Annotated in this window: 13 protein-coding genes; 6 read left to right on the forward strand and 7 right to left on the reverse strand. The window is 43.7% G+C overall.

The genetic code is table 11. The features are described from left to right. Positions 1–18: 18 nt before the first annotated feature. Both recD and J5X94_RS00520 read left to right on the forward strand, forming a co-directional pair. Positions 19–2220: an exodeoxyribonuclease V subunit alpha gene (gene recD / locus J5X94_RS00515; protein WP_210539280.1), complete on the forward strand. Its 2202-nt coding sequence runs from the start codon at positions 19–21 to the stop codon at positions 2218–2220. A gap of 54 nt (positions 2221–2274) precedes the next feature. Further along, positions 2275–2796: a MepB family protein gene (locus tag J5X94_RS00520; RefSeq protein WP_210539281.1), complete on the forward strand. Its 522-nt coding sequence runs from the start codon at positions 2275–2277 to the stop codon at positions 2794–2796. Positions 2797–2874: 78 nt separating this feature from the next. Here J5X94_RS00520 and J5X94_RS00525 read toward each other — a convergent pair whose 3' ends face one another. Both J5X94_RS00525 and J5X94_RS00530 read right to left on the reverse strand, forming a co-directional pair. Continuing rightward, positions 2875–3438, reverse strand: a complete 564-nt coding sequence (locus tag J5X94_RS00525) for a hypoxanthine-guanine phosphoribosyltransferase (RefSeq protein ID WP_189582132.1) — start codon at positions 3436–3438, stop codon at positions 2875–2877. A 90-nt stretch (positions 3439–3528) separates the two neighbouring features. Continuing rightward, positions 3529–4197, reverse strand: coding sequence for a hypothetical protein (locus tag J5X94_RS00530; protein WP_189582129.1), 669 nt, complete (start codon positions 4195–4197; stop codon positions 3529–3531). Between the two features lie 313 nt (positions 4198–4510). On the opposite strand from J5X94_RS00530, the gene J5X94_RS00535 reads away from it, so the two are divergent. The 3 genes from J5X94_RS00535 (at position 4511) to J5X94_RS00545 (ending at position 7679) form a co-directional block, all read left to right on the forward strand. Further along, the gene (locus J5X94_RS00535) at positions 4511–6193 is read left to right on the forward strand and encodes a carbon starvation protein A (protein ID WP_210539282.1); all 1683 of its coding nucleotides are present in this window, start codon (positions 4511–4513) and stop codon (positions 6191–6193) included. A 115-nt stretch (positions 6194–6308) separates the two neighbouring features. Then, a complete protein-coding gene (locus tag J5X94_RS00540) occupies positions 6309–6602 on the forward strand; it encodes a cory-CC-star protein (protein ID WP_189582123.1) in 294 nt (97 codons plus the stop codon). A 51-nt stretch (positions 6603–6653) separates the two neighbouring features. Then, complete coding sequence (locus J5X94_RS00545; protein ID WP_210539283.1) at positions 6654–7679, forward strand: ArsA family ATPase; 1026 nt, start codon at positions 6654–6656, stop codon at positions 7677–7679. A gap of 25 nt (positions 7680–7704) precedes the next feature. On the opposite strand, the gene J5X94_RS00550 is transcribed toward J5X94_RS00545, so the two are convergent. Continuing rightward, on the reverse strand, positions 7705–9360 hold the full coding sequence (locus J5X94_RS00550) for a DUF3482 domain-containing protein (protein WP_210539284.1): 1656 nt from the start codon (positions 9358–9360) through the stop codon (positions 7705–7707). A gap of 66 nt (positions 9361–9426) precedes the next feature. Continuing rightward, positions 9427–10791, reverse strand: coding sequence for a DUF2868 domain-containing protein (locus J5X94_RS00555; RefSeq protein ID WP_210539285.1), 1365 nt, complete (start codon positions 10789–10791; stop codon positions 9427–9429). A gap of 255 nt (positions 10792–11046) precedes the next feature. Between J5X94_RS00555 and J5X94_RS00560 the strand changes: the two genes are divergently transcribed. Next, a complete protein-coding gene (locus J5X94_RS00560) occupies positions 11047–11814 on the forward strand; it encodes an SDR family oxidoreductase (RefSeq protein ID WP_210539286.1) in 768 nt (255 codons plus the stop codon). Positions 11815–11954: 140 nt separating this feature from the next. On the opposite strand, the gene J5X94_RS00565 is transcribed toward J5X94_RS00560, so the two are convergent. From J5X94_RS00565 to J5X94_RS00575, 3 genes are all read right to left on the reverse strand, one after another. Beyond that, positions 11955–13499, reverse strand: coding sequence for a bifunctional 2-methylcitrate dehydratase/aconitate hydratase (locus tag J5X94_RS00565; RefSeq protein WP_210539287.1), 1545 nt, complete (start codon positions 13497–13499; stop codon positions 11955–11957). 144 nt (positions 13500–13643) lie between these two features. Further along, a complete protein-coding gene (locus tag J5X94_RS00570; protein ID WP_010200440.1) occupies positions 13644–14270 on the reverse strand; it encodes a GNAT family N-acetyltransferase in 627 nt (208 codons plus the stop codon). Positions 14271–14342: 72 nt separating this feature from the next. After that, entirely contained in the window at positions 14343–16208 is a 1866-nt protein-coding gene (locus tag J5X94_RS00575) for an ABC transporter ATP-binding protein (protein WP_228293093.1), read from the reverse strand. Positions 16209–16263: the final 55 nt, after the last annotated feature.

Genomic DNA, 16263 nt, shown 5'->3' on the forward strand with positions numbered 1-16263 from the left:
AAAAGAGACCAGCACACGATGAGTAATAACAACAAGAGCAAGTCAGCCATTAGCTTACAAGAGAGCTGGGCAAGTAATCTCAGTGATTATATTTTGCTACGCCGTCAGCAAACGCATGTAGCATATAACGTGACAGATATAAAGGTAGAGGCTGAGAGTAAACATATCGGTAAGACAGAGGATAACGGCTTATTTACGGCTTTATTCGTTATGTTGGCCACTCATTTGGAAGAGGGCCATACCGTATTGACCATTGAGGCAGCTGAGCATGACACGCCGCTACAAGGTCAAATTAATGGTGAGTTGGTCGCACTATATGCGTGGCAGCAGAACTTATTAGAGATGATGGCAACGCCAATACTCGCATTGATGGACGCTCAAATAGACGCGCCATCAAAAGATGACTCTTCAATCGAGCCACCATTATTTGGCTCATTAGATGCCTTGTTTAGTAAACGAGCTCAGCTATGGGCGCAGCTAGCACTTAGCAATCATGAAAAAGAGATGATGGTCAAACGGTTTGATACGATTGCTATGCTATATCAGCGCCTAAAAAACACGGACTTAACGACTTTCCTTCAGTCAATTCACGAGCATACGTTATTTTCTGACGTTAATGTAGACACTAGTAGTGTTGAAAATAGCCTAAGTAAAAACAGACCTATCATATACCAAGTGCAAAAAATCGAAACAGATAATGAAACAAAAATATCGCTCACCTTTTGGTTACACCGTGCTTGGCAAGCAGAGTTTAATTTAGGAAAAAATATCAACAATATCTTGAGTCAGCAAGTAAGCCCTTTACAGATAGCAATACCTGAAAATCTTCATGAGCACCAAGTGAAGGCTATTAATGTCGCTAATAATAATGCATTTAGTATTATTACTGGTGGCCCAGGGACAGGTAAAACATACACCGTGGCTCAATTGGTCATTGCGCTGCAGCAAGCGACAGAGAGTAGGGGCGATGATCTTGAGAACATTAGATTTAGCACAGACAGCGCTAGTCTAGCCTTGGCAGCACCGACTGGTAAGGCCGCCCAGCGAATGCAAGAGTCTCTGCAGGCGGCTTTAGATGCAGCAGATGTTGAGCTACAGTTGCAAGAAGCAAAAACCATTCATCGTCTGCTAGGTATCGGCCGAACAGGTAGACCTCGTTACAATGCGGATAATCCATTAGGTGAAGATATTATCATCGTTGACGAAGCATCGATGCTCGGGGTCGAGTTGGCCAACTATCTTGTGAGTGCGGTAAAGCCAGGTGCAAGGTTGATACTATTAGGCGATGCGAACCAGCTAGCAGCGGTAGATGCAGGGGCTGTACTGGCTGATCTATGCCGTATTCCACTACTGCAATCTATTCATGCAGAGCTAACAGAAAGCCGCCGATTTAGCACCGATTCAGGTATCGGCAAGCTGGCCTCGCAAATCAATAAAGCAGAGGTAGATACTCAGGCCATTTGGAATTTGTTAAAACAAGATGAAGCGTTGAGCTTTCAGTATGTGAATACGCTACAAGCAGAGTCTATATCAGATAATCAAAGAAAAAATAGCCTAAGCAATAAAAATTTATTCTCAAGAATAACCAAAAGTTATCATACATACGTAAGTAAAATTCAAAATTTACTAGAAAATCCAATCGAAAAATCCATGCCAGAATCAGTAAAAAGTACTGTAGCTCAATTAGTGGAAACATTTAATAAATTTAGAGTTTTGAGTGCTGGCCATAATGGTGAGTGGGGCGATCATTATATTAATAACTATCTCACCCAGTGGCATCTGGCTGAACTAAAACTACCGTTGGGTCAAAACACATGGTTCCATGGTCGACCTGTCATGGTTCTACAAAACAACTATGAACTAGGATTGTTTAATGGTGACATTGGCTTTTGCTTGCAAACTGGCGATGAAAGAAGCCGACTAGAAGTGTTTTTTGAGAATAAAACACAGGGAATTGCGGTCAATTTACTGAATGAAGAAGTCATCGCCACCGCGTATGCCATGACCATTCATAAATCGCAAGGGTCTGAGTTTGATCATGTGGCTATTACTTTTGATAATAGTCATGCAAGATTATTGAGCAAAGAGCTTATCTATACAGCAGTGACTCGTGCTAAGAAGCAAGTGACCATTTATAGTACCAAGCAAGCTTTCGAACGCGCTGTCAAAACACCAACTGAGCGCCATACGGGCTTGGCATTACAGTTTTCTAAGCTTTAATAGATAAGTATTACAGGACATGAAAGTACAAGATGTATAAAAGGAGGGTTAAAGTTGCATACCTTTGATAGTGTGCTAGATCATATCAATGAAATCATTTATGAGCCTCACCAATTCATTGTATCCTCAATTAAACAGGAAGTACAAAACTCTGAATACGCAGCAGGATTATTTACCTTATCCTCTCGGTCGGCTATTAAAACAGCTAGAGGTAGAGTGGCTAAGCAAACAACTACCAAAATAGGGCAGTTCGTTACCTTTTGGGAAAAGGATTCTAAAGGCATTAATCAACCTTTCCAATATGATCAGTCACCAGACTTGTTAGTAATCACGACATTTAAAGACAATCATACATTTGGTCAGTTTGTTTTTCCGAAGTATGTCTTGCTTAAGCATAATATTCTTCAGTCTCATTTTACAAAAGGTAAGATGGGTATGAGGATGTATCCTAGCTGGGATAAGCCAACCAGTAATACTGCTGTAAAAACTCAGACTTGGCAGCTCGATTATTTCTTCACGGTTACTGATACAGGCATACTACCTACAGGAAAAATACGAGCATTGTATGAGTTATAAAATATAAGCAATAAAAAAGCATCCAATTTGGATGCTTTTTTAGAACTCAAATATTTTTAAGCATTTAAAGTATAAGACTTAAATTTTGCCTTCTTTGATTGCATAGATACCAGGCAGATGGCGCAAGTAGCCATGAAAATCCATACCACAACCATAAACATAACGGTCTGCAACATCAATACCCACAAAATCAACGTCAAACCCTTCAACTTTACGATCGTGTTGCTTATTGAGTAGGACGCAAGACTCGATAGACAATGGCTTTTCTTTACCCAGTTCTTCAACAATGGCTTTTAGAGTGATGCCTTCGTCAAAAATATCATCAATCAATAAAACGTGTTCGCCCTCGATGTTAACATCAGGCTTAAATTTCCAATCAAGCTCACTGGTACCTTCGTTATCACGATAGCGTGAGGCATGGATATAATGCATGCGATGATAGAAAGTAAGGTGAGTAAGCAATTGACCGGCTGGGATAAGGCCACCGTTCATAACGACCATAACGATTGGGTTTAAACCCACATAATGTAGGTTGAGCTGCGCTGCAAGGCGCTCATAAGCAGCGGCTACTTCGATACTGCTGATAAGGCACTCTGAGTTGCGTAGGGTTTTTTCAATTTCTTGATTACTAATTTGGGTCATGAGTTGCGCCTTGGATAAAAGTGCCGCCTATTTTAGCAAATTTTAGCAAATTTGCCCAACACTACCTTTTTAATAAAAATATAAATTTTATTATGATGGCTTTTTGACAATGAACGGACGGTAATAATTGGCCAAACGATTCAGTGATGTATCAGGTAGGTCCGGCAATAACTTGTTCAGCGCCATACTCATTCCTTTATCAATGGCGGCTTTGGCAACTGGCACAGACTTACGTTTAATCATGCCAAGCTTCAGCGTTTCAGCAAAGCGACTGACAAAGTGGGTAAGCGTCTCTTCATTGACAGTTTCGAGTGCTGTTTTGAACTTCGCTCTATCCACATGCTCAGGTGTAATAGCGGCAAAACCTTCATCGATGGTTTTTGCATCTGAATCTGATAATTTGAAACCTATACGCTTGACGCCTTCATTGTCGATAAATGTGGCACGATCCCTTAGAAAATGAAAGCTAGGAAGCACTTCTTCATTGTTCTCTTTACCCAATAAAATATTGAGTAGAGTATCGGTCGCACGTTCAATCGTTACAACAATTTTTCGCATAGAGGCTTGACGCTCGGGATTAGGAATAATATCTACCAAGCCAACCAATAAGTTATCTGTAAGGTCGCGAGCCGTCTGATGAGTAAGCGCATCGCGATACGGGTAATAATCCACTTGCTCATTTGAAGCAATGACTTGCTCGGCCTCAATGATTAATGCTTTTAATTTATCTGAAGGTACGAATCCAAAATAATGTTCCATGATACTTCCTTTATTTGTTGTTTTTTATGTCTTACTAGCATTACATTTATCGTCAAATCGGTTATTATTTAAACAAAGTCTTTAATCTCAGGCTCATCACACGAGATGCGAATTAGTGAAATGCCCTAGTTATAAAATATATGACTTTTGCATGACTTTGTTGATTGGCAATAGTTTTACAAATTGCTAGGATTTACCTAAACGATAGGTTAGCTGAGTCAATCATCGCATACTAATTTAGCATATTTTTCATATTTTAATTCAAAAAGCTTGAACTTATAAGGCTACCGATACTTGTCTAGGGAGAGATAAGATGAATAGTGCTATTGTACTGGTATTCGCTGTGGCTGCTATGCTCTGCGGCTACGTGTTTTACTCAAAATTTATCGCCACCAAAATTTTAGCATTGGACAACAGTCGTCCAACGCCTGCACATACAATGAAAGATGGGGTAGATTATGTGCCTACCAATAAGTATGTATTGTGGGGACATCATTTTACGTCAGTAGCAGGGGCTGCACCGATTATCGGACCTGCTATTGCTGTGATTTGGGGCTGGGTGCCTGCCATCATTTGGGTGGTATTGGGCACTATTTTTATGGCTGGTGTGCATGATATGTCGGCCATTTGGGCGAGTATGCGCAATAGAGGCCAGTCGATTGGCTCTATCGCTGGTAATGTTATGGGCACACGTGTCCGTAGTTTGATGATGGTCGTTATTTTCTTATTATTACTAATGGTGAATGCTGTATTTGGTGTTGCTATTGCTAATATGATGATCAAAACCCCATCTGCTGTGTTACCAGTCTGGGGTGCCTTAGTGGTTGCCTTTATCATTGGACAGTGTATTTATCGCTACAAGATGAATTTGGTCTGGGTATCAATTATCGGAGTAAGTGCTCTATACGGGCTGATCTATCTTGGCCCTATGTTCCCTATTGTGTTACCTGAAACCGTCATGGGTTTACCTGATAACGCTGTCTGGATTCTTATTTTGTTTGGTTATGCGGCGGTCGCCTCATTATTACCTGTCTGGATGCTGTTGCAACCACGCGATTATATCAATGGCCTGCAGCTATTTGTCGGTTTGATTCTGCTGTACGCGGCTATTTTTATTGCTACGCCAAATATTGTCGCGCCCGCTATTAACACCGCGTTGCCAATTGGCACGCCGTCACTCATGCCATTGTTATTTGTGACAATTGCTTGTGGTGCGATATCAGGGTTCCATGGTTTGGTCGCGACAGGTACGACATCCAAGCAGATTGATAAAGAAGAAGACGTTCGTTTCGTTGGTTACTTCGGTGCGTTGGGTGAAGGCATGCTCGCACTCGGTGCAATTTTGGCGGCAACAGCAGGTTTTGCTACTCTTGGTGATTGGCAAGCGGTTTATCAAAAATTTGGTGACGGTTCTATCGGTGCTTTCATCGATGGCGGCGCGACCATCTTGAATGCTGGTGTTGGTATCGATATGGTGCTATCACAAACGATGTTGACAGTAATGGCTGCGCTATTCGCAGGTACTACAATGGATACTGGCGTACGTTTGCAACGTTATATCTTCCAAGAAGTTGGTGAGATTTACAAGTTGCCTGTACTGAATAAAAGTGTCGTCGCAACACTATTGGCTGTCGGAAGCTGCTTGCTATTGGCATTTGGTGCCGGTGGTATCGATGGTGCTGGTGGTATGATTATCTGGCCACTATTTGGTACGACTAACCAGTTAATGGCGGCACTAACACTTATGATTGTCACTGTTATCTTGTTACGTAAAGGCAAACCAGTCTGGTATACCTTAGCACCATTATCATTTTTACTAGTTATGACCGTATTTGCACTGCTGATTCAGCTCAAAACCTTCTTTACTGATGGTAATTGGCTACTTATAATTATGGATATCATTATATTGGTGGCCACGATTTTAGTGACATTTGAGAGTCTATCGGTATTGCGTAAAGAATGGTCGCTACACAGAGGTAAAAGCGGCGACGCTTAAACGCTAAATCATACTGAATGTCTATCTAACAAAAAACGCTAGCAGCAATTGCTGGCGTTTTTTGTATCGGATAGGCATGATGGATTATAAGTATTAAATAAAATAAGAGGTCATTATGGACGACGAAAACACACCAAATGAGCTAGAAAACACCCAACCATGGTGGCAACGGTTTGTGGCTGGATTGAATGAGTTTTACCATGCGCCTTATCGACAGACGATGGCGCGCGCTGCTCGTGATGAAGAAGATTTTTTTATGTTGCTTATGTTTGCTGAGAGCTTGGGAATTGATAACCCAGCCAGCTTTTATACACTAGAGCTACAGCCATTGTTTTTAGAAAATTTCCACGAATGGCACACGCGTATGGGGATGGATAGATGTCCATTTGACCATGTTGGTTGCTGCTAACAATCTGTTGATTATAAAAAATAAGTATTGATTGAATAACGAGATAAAAATATGGCATTACACCCTTTACATGGATTGGTAGAGCAGCTGGCGACGCAGCCGATTATATTTATCGGTGGGAAGGGCGGCGTGGGGAAAACCACCACTGCTGCTGCACTAGCCAGCTATTATGCAAGCCAGCAGCAAAAAACACTGATTGTTTCGACCGATCCAGCACATAGCTTGGGCGATGTGCTCAATATGCGTTTAAAGAATGAAAAAACTACGATATCGCCTTATCTAGATGCTATTGAGTTAAACCCTGACGTGATCATCGATGCGCACTTTGCTCAAGTTGAACGTACGATTAAATCCTATGCCAATCCAGATATGATGCCAAAAATTCGTGAGCATCTACGACTATCTAAGTCGGCACCCGGCGCCCAAGAAGCAGCGATGCTTGAATCCATGTGCCACCATTTAGTCGAGGCGGCACATGCTGGTTATGATCATATAATATTTGATACCGCGCCGACAGGTCATACCTTACGATTGCTGGTACTACCAGAGATGATGGGTGCATGGACGGATGGTCTACTGGCTCAGCAACGAAGGCAGGCGAAACTGCGCTCGGTAGCAACACATTTGGACAGTCACAATCAAAAGGGCGATCAAACAGACAGCCTCAAAAACGATGTTGCCAATCCGTTTGCCGCAAAGAAATCTGATCGCTGGGAGCAAGCAGTATCGGTGCTGGAGAAACGTAAAAAGTTGTTTAGTCAGGCGGGAGCACTGCTACATGACCGTAAGCAGACTGCTATTGTATTGGTTATGACCGCCGATGTCTTACCATTGGCTGAGACCAGACGTGCTATCGAACAGTTAGAAGACAGCAAACTCACGCCAGCAGCGATAGTCATCAATCAGCTCATCGCACCCGCACAGTCTGATGAGTTTTGGCGCCATCGTGCTGAGCGCCAGCAGCAGCTGATGCAAGATATAGAGAGAATTTTTACCAAGTATCCGCTATATCCAATTTATCTGCAGCAAACTGACGTACGCGGCACTGAAGCATTGAGTGCGTTGTTAAATGCATAGAGTACATAGATAGTTCGCTAGCAATTTATGACTCACGCTTATGTGATTGTAGCTTTCCTGAAAGTGACCATGCCATGTCCAACCGTAAACTTTGGGCAAGCTCTGCTTTACCACTACTGAGCGATGACCATTGCGGTTTGCCCCGTGCTTTTTTTAGCTCGCTTGGTAGCTTATTCGTTGGCCATGGTGTCACGTTATTGTCTTCTCCAGACAGATCGTTACTATCTTTATCACCTTTGTATAATAGCTGCGTGGCATCAGTCGCAGCGTGACCACGATGGCGTAGGGCAGTGAGTAAATCTATCGCACGAGTGGCGAGCAAGGTTAGGGTAGCAGGGTCAATGTATAAGCGTTTTACCCCAGTAATCCGGTCGGCGATGCTACTGGTATTTGATAATAGCCCACCTGCGATACCACCTATTGCCGCACCCAATCCCAACGTCGTGCCAAGTGCTGCCGCATCAATGCCCAATCCGAGCAGTGCACCAGCTGCCGCGCCCGATGTCGTACGAATTCCATAGCTTTTGAGCAATTCAGGGTCAAAAGGATCTTGCTGATACGCTTGTAACTCAAGCGGAGTCGCTGCTACCGCATTATCATAAAATTTATATAAATTAAGCAGATTGTGCTGCATCGCGCGCTCACTTTGCCTAACGGCTTCTTGCATTTGCTGCAATACTGGCATCGGGTCGTCATCATCGCTAATCTCACGCACGAAAGCGGCAACGTTCAATAAAAAATCCGCAATGATGATATTAGCCTCATCGTATAGCTGTGCCCAGTCTTCTGTGCGTCTCTGCATGAGCTGTTCAAGCATCTCTGAATGGGTAAGCATGGTCGCAAGATTTTGCCACAAATGCATTTCATCTTCGAATTCAAAAGCGACTGAATCGAAGCGGGTAGAAATATGCAGATTGCGTCTTGCCAGCATGGTCTGCCACTCATCAATATTGGCATTTTGGCTGTCAGTGAAATTGAACACCGGCATAACAGGTATCGCTGCCCACGATAAAATGGCCAATTCGTCCTTGTATTTACCCAATACTGGTTCACGCGCATCGACGACATAAACCGCCATATCACTTGCCAGCAATTGGCGGATAACTTTGGCTTCTTGGCTATAGTCCTCATTGCTACTTAACGCATCAACACCTTGAGCGATATCTGCTGCCAAAAATTGCTGTAGACGTTCAATACCATCGCGACGACTAGCGGTATTGTCCTCCAACCAATCCATCAATCCCGATGCGTCCTCTAAACCTGGGGTGTCATATAACGCCACCAGTACTTCACCAGTCTGACTATCGGTCAGTTGGGCGCGTTCGACATGACGTGTCGTCGCGGCTTCGTTTTTGACTTCACCAAAATACACGTCACGTAATAAGGTACGCAAAATAGAGGTCTTACCCGTATTGGTATGACCGACTACCGCCAATTTTAATGCCTCACCGCTGGCTATCGTGGTTTGCTTACTCTCGCGAGTTGTCGAATCTTCTACTTCATAATTAGAACTGGTATTGATGGAAGTGGCGACGTCGGTTGTATGACTAGCACTGGTTTTATTAATATTAATAGGCTGAATAGGTACTGTCGTTGAGCTGTTTGAGCCGATAGGCTCATCTTTTAAAGCCTTGTCGGCGAAGAGACCAACAGGCTCATTCTTCGTTTTATTATTATCCATCATCTGATCCCGTATTATATTTATTAGAGTCTGGTGAAAATTTGAAAAAGTTATTATCATTTTTTATTAAGCAGTATAAGTACTTACCAAGCCAATCTTTCGTGCTGATAGAGCCGTTTGCCACTGCTGGTATCGCACATCTTGTTGCAAGGCGTCAGTAGTATCGGACTCATCATTAAGTAGCTGCACAATCAGCCCGTCTTTAGCATGAGCCGCAATTTGATCGAGCTTGCGTAGCGTGCCACGGTCGGGCAGTGCTTTGCCATGAATACCGAGCAAAACTTGTACTGGATGGGTCTTTAGATACACTGTTAATCGATCCATATCATCGCGGTCATCAACGATGCCGAAATTCTCTATCTCACTATTATCATCAGTATTGGCATCCAGACCTTTTTGCCACCAGTTATCTTGCTCTGAAGGATATTCCAGTAGCGCAACCAGCTTCTTGCCAGCGCTGACAGTTGCCTTTGGAGCGATAGGCGCCGCTACCTCCGTAAAATCGTCGGCATCAACCACATGACGCTGCCAAAAATTTAGGATTTTTTGATAATAAGGCAGCTTGATATCCAAACGCATTTTTTTACGACGGAACATGAAGGCACAAAACGCCCACGCTATCGCCCGTGGCACGATACCATACATCAGCAAACTACCAATTAACAAGCTTGCCCATTGCCGCGCGACAGACAATGGCATGGCATCAGTAACCAGTCGACTCTGCACGATAGCGGCATTGTCAGGTACACCAAATCCGACCATACTGGGCAGCCAGCCAAGCACTTGGGTGAGGGTAATCAGTGCCTGATCGGATAGCAGCGTCGACTCCCAGCTAAAGCTATATTGGCGTACGATTAATAAGAATATAATCGCAAAGAGCATACCGGTTAAGGTAGCAAGCCATAACTGATGACTAAAGCGACCCAAATACCAGCGCATACCGCTATGCTGTAATTGACGCTCGTACAAGTCAACCGCCGCTTGGGTGACATCGTCCTTACCACGGATAAGATAACTTGGGCTAACAAAACTGGCAAACCCGCTGGGCGACTGACGACCTTGGTTAAGCAAGGTCATGACTATCCAACCAGCCAGCATAAGGGTATGAAACCCAAGCAAACAGACCAATACATAAAAGAAATTAACGACATTGGCTTGTAGTAAGGTAAATAATCCTAAAAACCCCGAGATGCACCACACCACACTCATGACCACCATGATGCCTTTTATGCGCCCATCAATCTTGCCGAGTACACGTGCCAGCGCACCGTTACTATCGATACGTGAGGCACGGCGGTGCAGTTTTTGGACGGCTTTTCCATCCTCATTTTGCAGTTTTTCCGTGATTAATAGCGGGTCAGTGGCAAAGACATGTTGCTGCGTCTCAAGCGTGCGTACCAGCTCAGTCAATTGATCTTGGGGTGAGAGCATAAGGTGATAATATCCGTATAAAAGCGTTCATTTAGAAGACAATTTTTGATTATTGTAGCGTATATATAATGGCGATTACTGCTGTTATTTTGCAGCGTCACAAACCAATGCTAACTAAATGAGCCATTATTAAGCATTTTTGTCATGGTAAAGGTGATAAAAATCAGCCAGAATGAATGATAGACAGGATAGTCATAAAGATAAGCCATACACTAGGCATGTCCTCATTTTAGAAACACAAAAAAAGGAATCGTTATGAGTACCAAAACTTATCTAATCATCGGCGGTACGGGTGGCATTGGCAAAGCCATGGTAGAGCAATTGGTAGAGAGTACGGCCCACAATAATGATGGAGACAAGGACAACCTGCGCGTCTTTGCCACTTACCATAAGAGCGTTCCTGATTTTGCAGCGGACAATCTCTACTGGGTGCCCATGGACATCTGTGACGAACAAAGTATCAAACAAGCGGCGGATGTCATTAATCAGCATACCAGCCATATTGATTGGCTTATCAATTGTGCAGGACTCCTACATACCGCGACGCAGCAACCCGAAAAATCACTACGGCAGATTGAGACGGATTTTTTCTTAATAAATATGCAGGTCAATGCCTTAGCCGGTCTGCTTATTGCTAAGCACTTTAAACCTTTATTGGCCAAATCTGAGCGTAGTAATGACAATCCTGCCGTTTTTGCCACTATTTCTGCACGAGTCGGTAGTATCAGTGACAATCAGTTGGGCGGTTGGTATAGCTATAGGATGAGCAAAGCGGCGCTCAATATGGGTATGAAAAATCTGAGTATCGAATGGTCACGGTCGCTAAAGGATGTGTGCGTGGTGGTCATGCAACCCGGAACCGTCAACACGCAGCTGTCAGCGCCTTTTCAAGGCAATGTGGCTGATGGGCAATTATTCTCGCCGGCTTATAGTGCAGAATGCTTATTAGAAGTGCTAAGTCGCATGACGGCTGTGCAATCGGGCAGCTTTGTTGATTGGGCAGGGGAATCTATACCTTGGTAGCGCCAAACGATTGAACATTGAAATTGATTCAATTTAATAGAACAAAATAGGGCGTGTCGTTATCATGATATTAACGACACGCCCTATTTTACTGATAAGACAATGATAAATTAAGCGTAAATCTCTAGGTGAGCAAATGCTTAGTTCGCCATAAACAAGTCCATAAACTCATGCACGGGTGTCTGCTCCAAGCGTTTTTGATCGCTGCATAACGCAAAAATAGCCTCGCAGCGACTGTCGATAAAACGTGTCGCCAGACTGGCTCGAAACTTGGCTTCTAATACAGGCAAGCCTTCTTCACGGCGGCGTTTGTGACCGATAGGGTATTCTACAGCGACCTTATCGGTACTGGTGCCATCTTTAAAGAACACTTGAATGGCATTGGCAATCGAACGTTTGCTTGGGTCATGATAGTCTTTTGAATACCGCGGATCTTCCTCTACCACCATCTTGCGGCGCAACTCATCGATTAATATATGATGCTGCTCATGGTAATCATCTTCATAGTTCTCTGCCATCAGATCTCCCGTGAGCAACGGCACAGCCACCATATATTGTAAACAATGATCCCTGTCAGCAGGATTGGCAAGCTCACCTTGTTTGGAGATGATCCGAATCGCTGAATCATGGGTCGTCAAAACGATTTTTTCGATGTCATCAATTCTGTCTTCGATACGTGGGTACAAAATAACCGCCGCCTCGCATGCCGTCTGCGCGTGAAACTCAGCGGGAAAACTTATTTTAAATAAGATGTTTTCCATCACATAACTGCCAAAGTCACGCTGGAAGGTAAAGCGACGCTCGCTTTCGGGCTTGGTGGCTAAGTCCTTATTGGTGTGGCTAAACAACACATCATAGAATCCCCACTGCGGTGCGGTTAATGCCCCGGGAATACCCATCTCACCGCGTTTGGTGATATCTACCAAGCGTACAGCACGGCTGGTCGCGTCACCTGCGGCCCAAGACTTGCGGCTCCCTGCATTGGGCGCATGACGATAGGTGCGTAGAGCTTGTCCATCGACGAGGGCTTGTGAGATAGCCGCCATAATACGCTCACGGGGTAGATTATAGAGCTTGGCGACGACCGCAGTTGAGGCCAATTTGACTAAGAATACATGGTCAAGCCCAACGCGGTTAAAGGAATTGTCTAGTGCCAATACACCTTGGATTTCGTGCGCCATAATCATCGATTCGAGCACGTCTCTCATGGTGAGCGGTGCGCGACCTTGGCTGACGTTTTGCTGACTGAGATAATCTGCGACTGCCAAAATACCACCGAGATTGTCTGACGGATGTCCCCACTCAGCAGCCAGCCACGTATCGTTATAGTCTAGCCAGCGTACGATGCAGCCTATGTCAAAGGCGGCTTTGATAGGGTCGAGGCGATAATTCGTGCCGGGCACACGCGCGCCATTTGGGGTGATTTGATCGGGGCAATCGGGGCCCAAGTGCTTGGTGCATTCAGGGAAACGTAGCGCCAGTAAACCGCAGCCCAGTGTATCCATCAAACAGTAACGGGCAGTACTCCAAGCGTCATCACTGTTTTCGGAGTCTTTATCGATAGAGTAAGTTAAAACATAGTCGGCGATTTTTTGGATTTCATCGTCATATTCTGGACGGACGTTGCTTTCTACTGTCGCACTACTTATATCCGGATTGGTTGTATCTGAGTTGCTATTTGACATGGTCGTCTCCTTTTCCTTGAGTGTGCTACTTCTTTAACCAATTATCTTGGTTATCCTTTTAAAGCAGTCATCATTTAAAAGTAGCATACTCAATATGGAACAACCAAATTGAATTATGTTAAGAATTAAGACGTTAGCAGCCGTTTAAATCATTAAATACAGCAGACCTAAAATAAACAAAGCGGCCATAATAAACAGCAAAAATCCCAAAATTTTGGTCGTCGTTGTCGCGGTATCCGTGCTCTCTTTTTTGACTTTGTTTTTCTTAGCAACGTATAGCACCATTTTCACATGCTCGATATTGTCCTCAAGATAATGCTCGCCTTCAGGTACAAAACCCAAAGACTCATAAAAGCTGAGTAAGTAAGCCTGTGCAGAGAGTATGATCGGGCGCTTCTTACCATACTTTTTGCGGCAATGCGCAATGGCTTGATTCATCATCTGCCGTGCTAGACCGTCCCCTCTATGCTCTGATAATACCAGCACTCTACCGATGGCAGGCATAGACGTATGATTGGTCTTAACCGCGGGATCGGCGACCGACAAATTGGACTTCAGCTTATTGAATTCAGGTGGAATGATGCGGCAATAGCCAATTAGCGTTTCATTTTTATGCGCAACTAAGTGCAGACAATCAAAGTCCACCTCATCCATATCTTGATACGCACAGTTTTGTTCGACAACGAAGACCTGCGAGCGCGCTTTTAAAATATGATAAAGATCAACTGCGGTCAGCTCGTCAAAGGTTTTTATAGAAAATTCACAAGTCATAGTGGGCTAGCTTCTGGCAATAGGCGGTAAAATAATGGGCATTATAACGATTTAGGCAGGTATTAACCATTCCTAACCGTTTAGGGTCTGGCTGATCTTATCTAAGTTTAGGCTATCCGACATGGCGCTAAAGATTTCAAAGTATTTGCCACGCTGGGCATAAAGTGCTTCATGCGTACCGGTTTCAACCACGCGACCATCTTCTATCACGACCAAGTCATCAGCATCGATGATTTGGGCAATATTGTGTGAGACCATAATCACGGTGCGATCTTTTTTGATGAGATCTAGGCTTTTCTTAACTTGTTGGCTGGCGATGGCATCGAGGCTGGCAGTTGGCTCATCCAAAAACACAATAGGTGGGTCTTTTAAAAACATCCTTGCCAAGGCGATACGCTGCTGTTGACCGCCTGATAGGGATTTTGCGGTGCTCTCATAACCTTTAGATAAATTAATGATTTGCTCATGGATGGAGGCTTTTTTTGCTGCGATGATAATATCTTCATCAGTCGCATTCATATCACCATAGCGGATATTTTCGCTAATCGTACCGGAAAAAATATGATTGCTTTGTAGTACCAAACCGATATGTTGGCGCAATTCATGCGTATCGCAGTCGGCTAAATTATGCCCGTCTAAGCATATCATGCCAGCATCCGGCGCGTAAAATTTTACCAATAAGCTAATAATCGTACTCTTGCCAGCACCACTTAAGCCTACCAGTGCAGTGATACGATTTGGCTTAATAGTAAAGCTGACATCTTTTAGTGCTTGTGTACCGTTAGGATAGGTAAAATCAACGTTCTTTAGCTCAATGTGACCTTTTAAGTCTTTACTACTTCTGCCACTGATATTTTCAACTTGCTCGTCATCTTCTAATATCTCAAAAAAACCTTCGGCATAGGTCAGGGCGTTATTAATCTGATCATAGATGCGATGCAATTGACGGATAGGGGCCGCGACGTTTTGGAACAGCATGACATGAAACAAAATCATGCCAATCGTCATCTCACCTTGTAACACAAAATAAGCGGTGAGAAGAATGATAACCACCACACCAATCTGCTCGATAAAGGTCTTTATCGCATCATAAATAAAACCGATACTGCGAATACGTAGCTGATTATCGGTCATCTCTTTTTGAATGGTTAAATGCTTCTCCGCCTCAATAGATTCGCGGACAAAGGATTTAACCACGCTGATAGAGTTAATCAGCGAGATAACCAAACCACTCTTAGCTTCTCTATAGCCACGCATCTGCCGACGAAAGCCTTGCAAACGCCGTGCTTGTTTTTGGCTGATGAAGAAATATATCGGAATGATAATAAGACCGACCAAACCAATCCAAAAGTTGGTCGAAAACATGATAATGAGTGAGACGATCGCACTGGCAAACAGCGGCAGCATATCGATAAAGAAGTTTTGCACTAAACTGGTTAAGCTACTGACCCCATAATCAATACGCGTTTGCAATTTGCCGCTGTCATTTTCACTACTGGTATAAAACGCCATGCGATAAGTGAGAATGCGCTCAATGATTTTTTGGGACAAATCGCGAGACAAGTTAATACGAATCTTTTCACCAAAAAAGCGCTGACCAAAAGAGATAAATATTGATAGTATTTCTTTGGTCAAGAGCACTGCACTAATAATCCCTAGCATCCGAAGACCAGCCTGCCATGGATCAGCAAGCGTGGCAATTTCGGTCAAGGTATCAACGGTATAACGCAATACAAAGGCGTTGACCTGAGCGGTAAACGAGCCAAGCACTGTTAGTATTAAAGTGGCGATAATTAAGGTTTTATAAGGCGCGGCAAATACTGCCAGTTTTTTGAGGATATCCCACAGCAACGCCCTCCGTTCAGTTTTCTTGATCGGAGGTTTCTTGTCTAGTGGCTTATCTAGTGACGTGCGGCTCGGTTGGGGAGAATTTGGCATAAACGCTTAACTCATAGGTATTAATATTTCACTAAATCGTATTTATATTAAATTT

This window comes from Psychrobacter sp. K31L (genome assembly GCF_017942195.1).
Taxonomy (GTDB): domain Bacteria; phylum Pseudomonadota; class Gammaproteobacteria; order Pseudomonadales; family Moraxellaceae; genus Psychrobacter; species Psychrobacter glaciei.

Bases quoted from the DNA above. Each gene is read 5' to 3' on its own strand.
- recD (WP_210539280.1), top strand. From the start codon at position 19: ATGAGTAATAACAACAAGAGCAAGTCAGCCATTAGCTTACAAGAGAGC.
- J5X94_RS00525 (WP_189582132.1), bottom strand. From the start codon at position 3,438: ATGACCCAAATTAGTAATCAAGAAATTGAAAAAACCCTACGCAACTCA.
- J5X94_RS00530 (WP_189582129.1), bottom strand. From the start codon at position 4,197: ATGGAACATTATTTTGGATTCGTACCTTCAGATAAATTAAAAGCATTA.
- J5X94_RS00535 (WP_210539282.1), top strand. From the start codon at position 4,511: ATGAATAGTGCTATTGTACTGGTATTCGCTGTGGCTGCTATGCTCTGC.
- J5X94_RS00540 (WP_189582123.1), top strand. From the start codon at position 6,309: ATGGACGACGAAAACACACCAAATGAGCTAGAAAACACCCAACCATGG.
- J5X94_RS00545 (WP_210539283.1), top strand. From the start codon at position 6,654: ATGGCATTACACCCTTTACATGGATTGGTAGAGCAGCTGGCGACGCAG.
- J5X94_RS00550 (WP_210539284.1), bottom strand. From the start codon at position 9,360: ATGGATAATAATAAAACGAAGAATGAGCCTGTTGGTCTCTTCGCCGAC.
- J5X94_RS00555 (WP_210539285.1), bottom strand. From the start codon at position 10,791: ATGCTCTCACCCCAAGATCAATTGACTGAGCTGGTACGCACGCTTGAG.
- J5X94_RS00560 (WP_210539286.1), top strand. From the start codon at position 11,047: ATGAGTACCAAAACTTATCTAATCATCGGCGGTACGGGTGGCATTGGC.
- J5X94_RS00565 (WP_210539287.1), bottom strand. From the start codon at position 13,499: ATGTCAAATAGCAACTCAGATACAACCAATCCGGATATAAGTAGTGCG.
- J5X94_RS00570 (WP_010200440.1), bottom strand. From the start codon at position 14,270: ATGACTTGTGAATTTTCTATAAAAACCTTTGACGAGCTGACCGCAGTT.
- J5X94_RS00575 (WP_228293093.1), bottom strand. From the start codon at position 16,208: ATGCCAAATTCTCCCCAACCGAGCCGCACGTCACTAGATAAGCCACTA.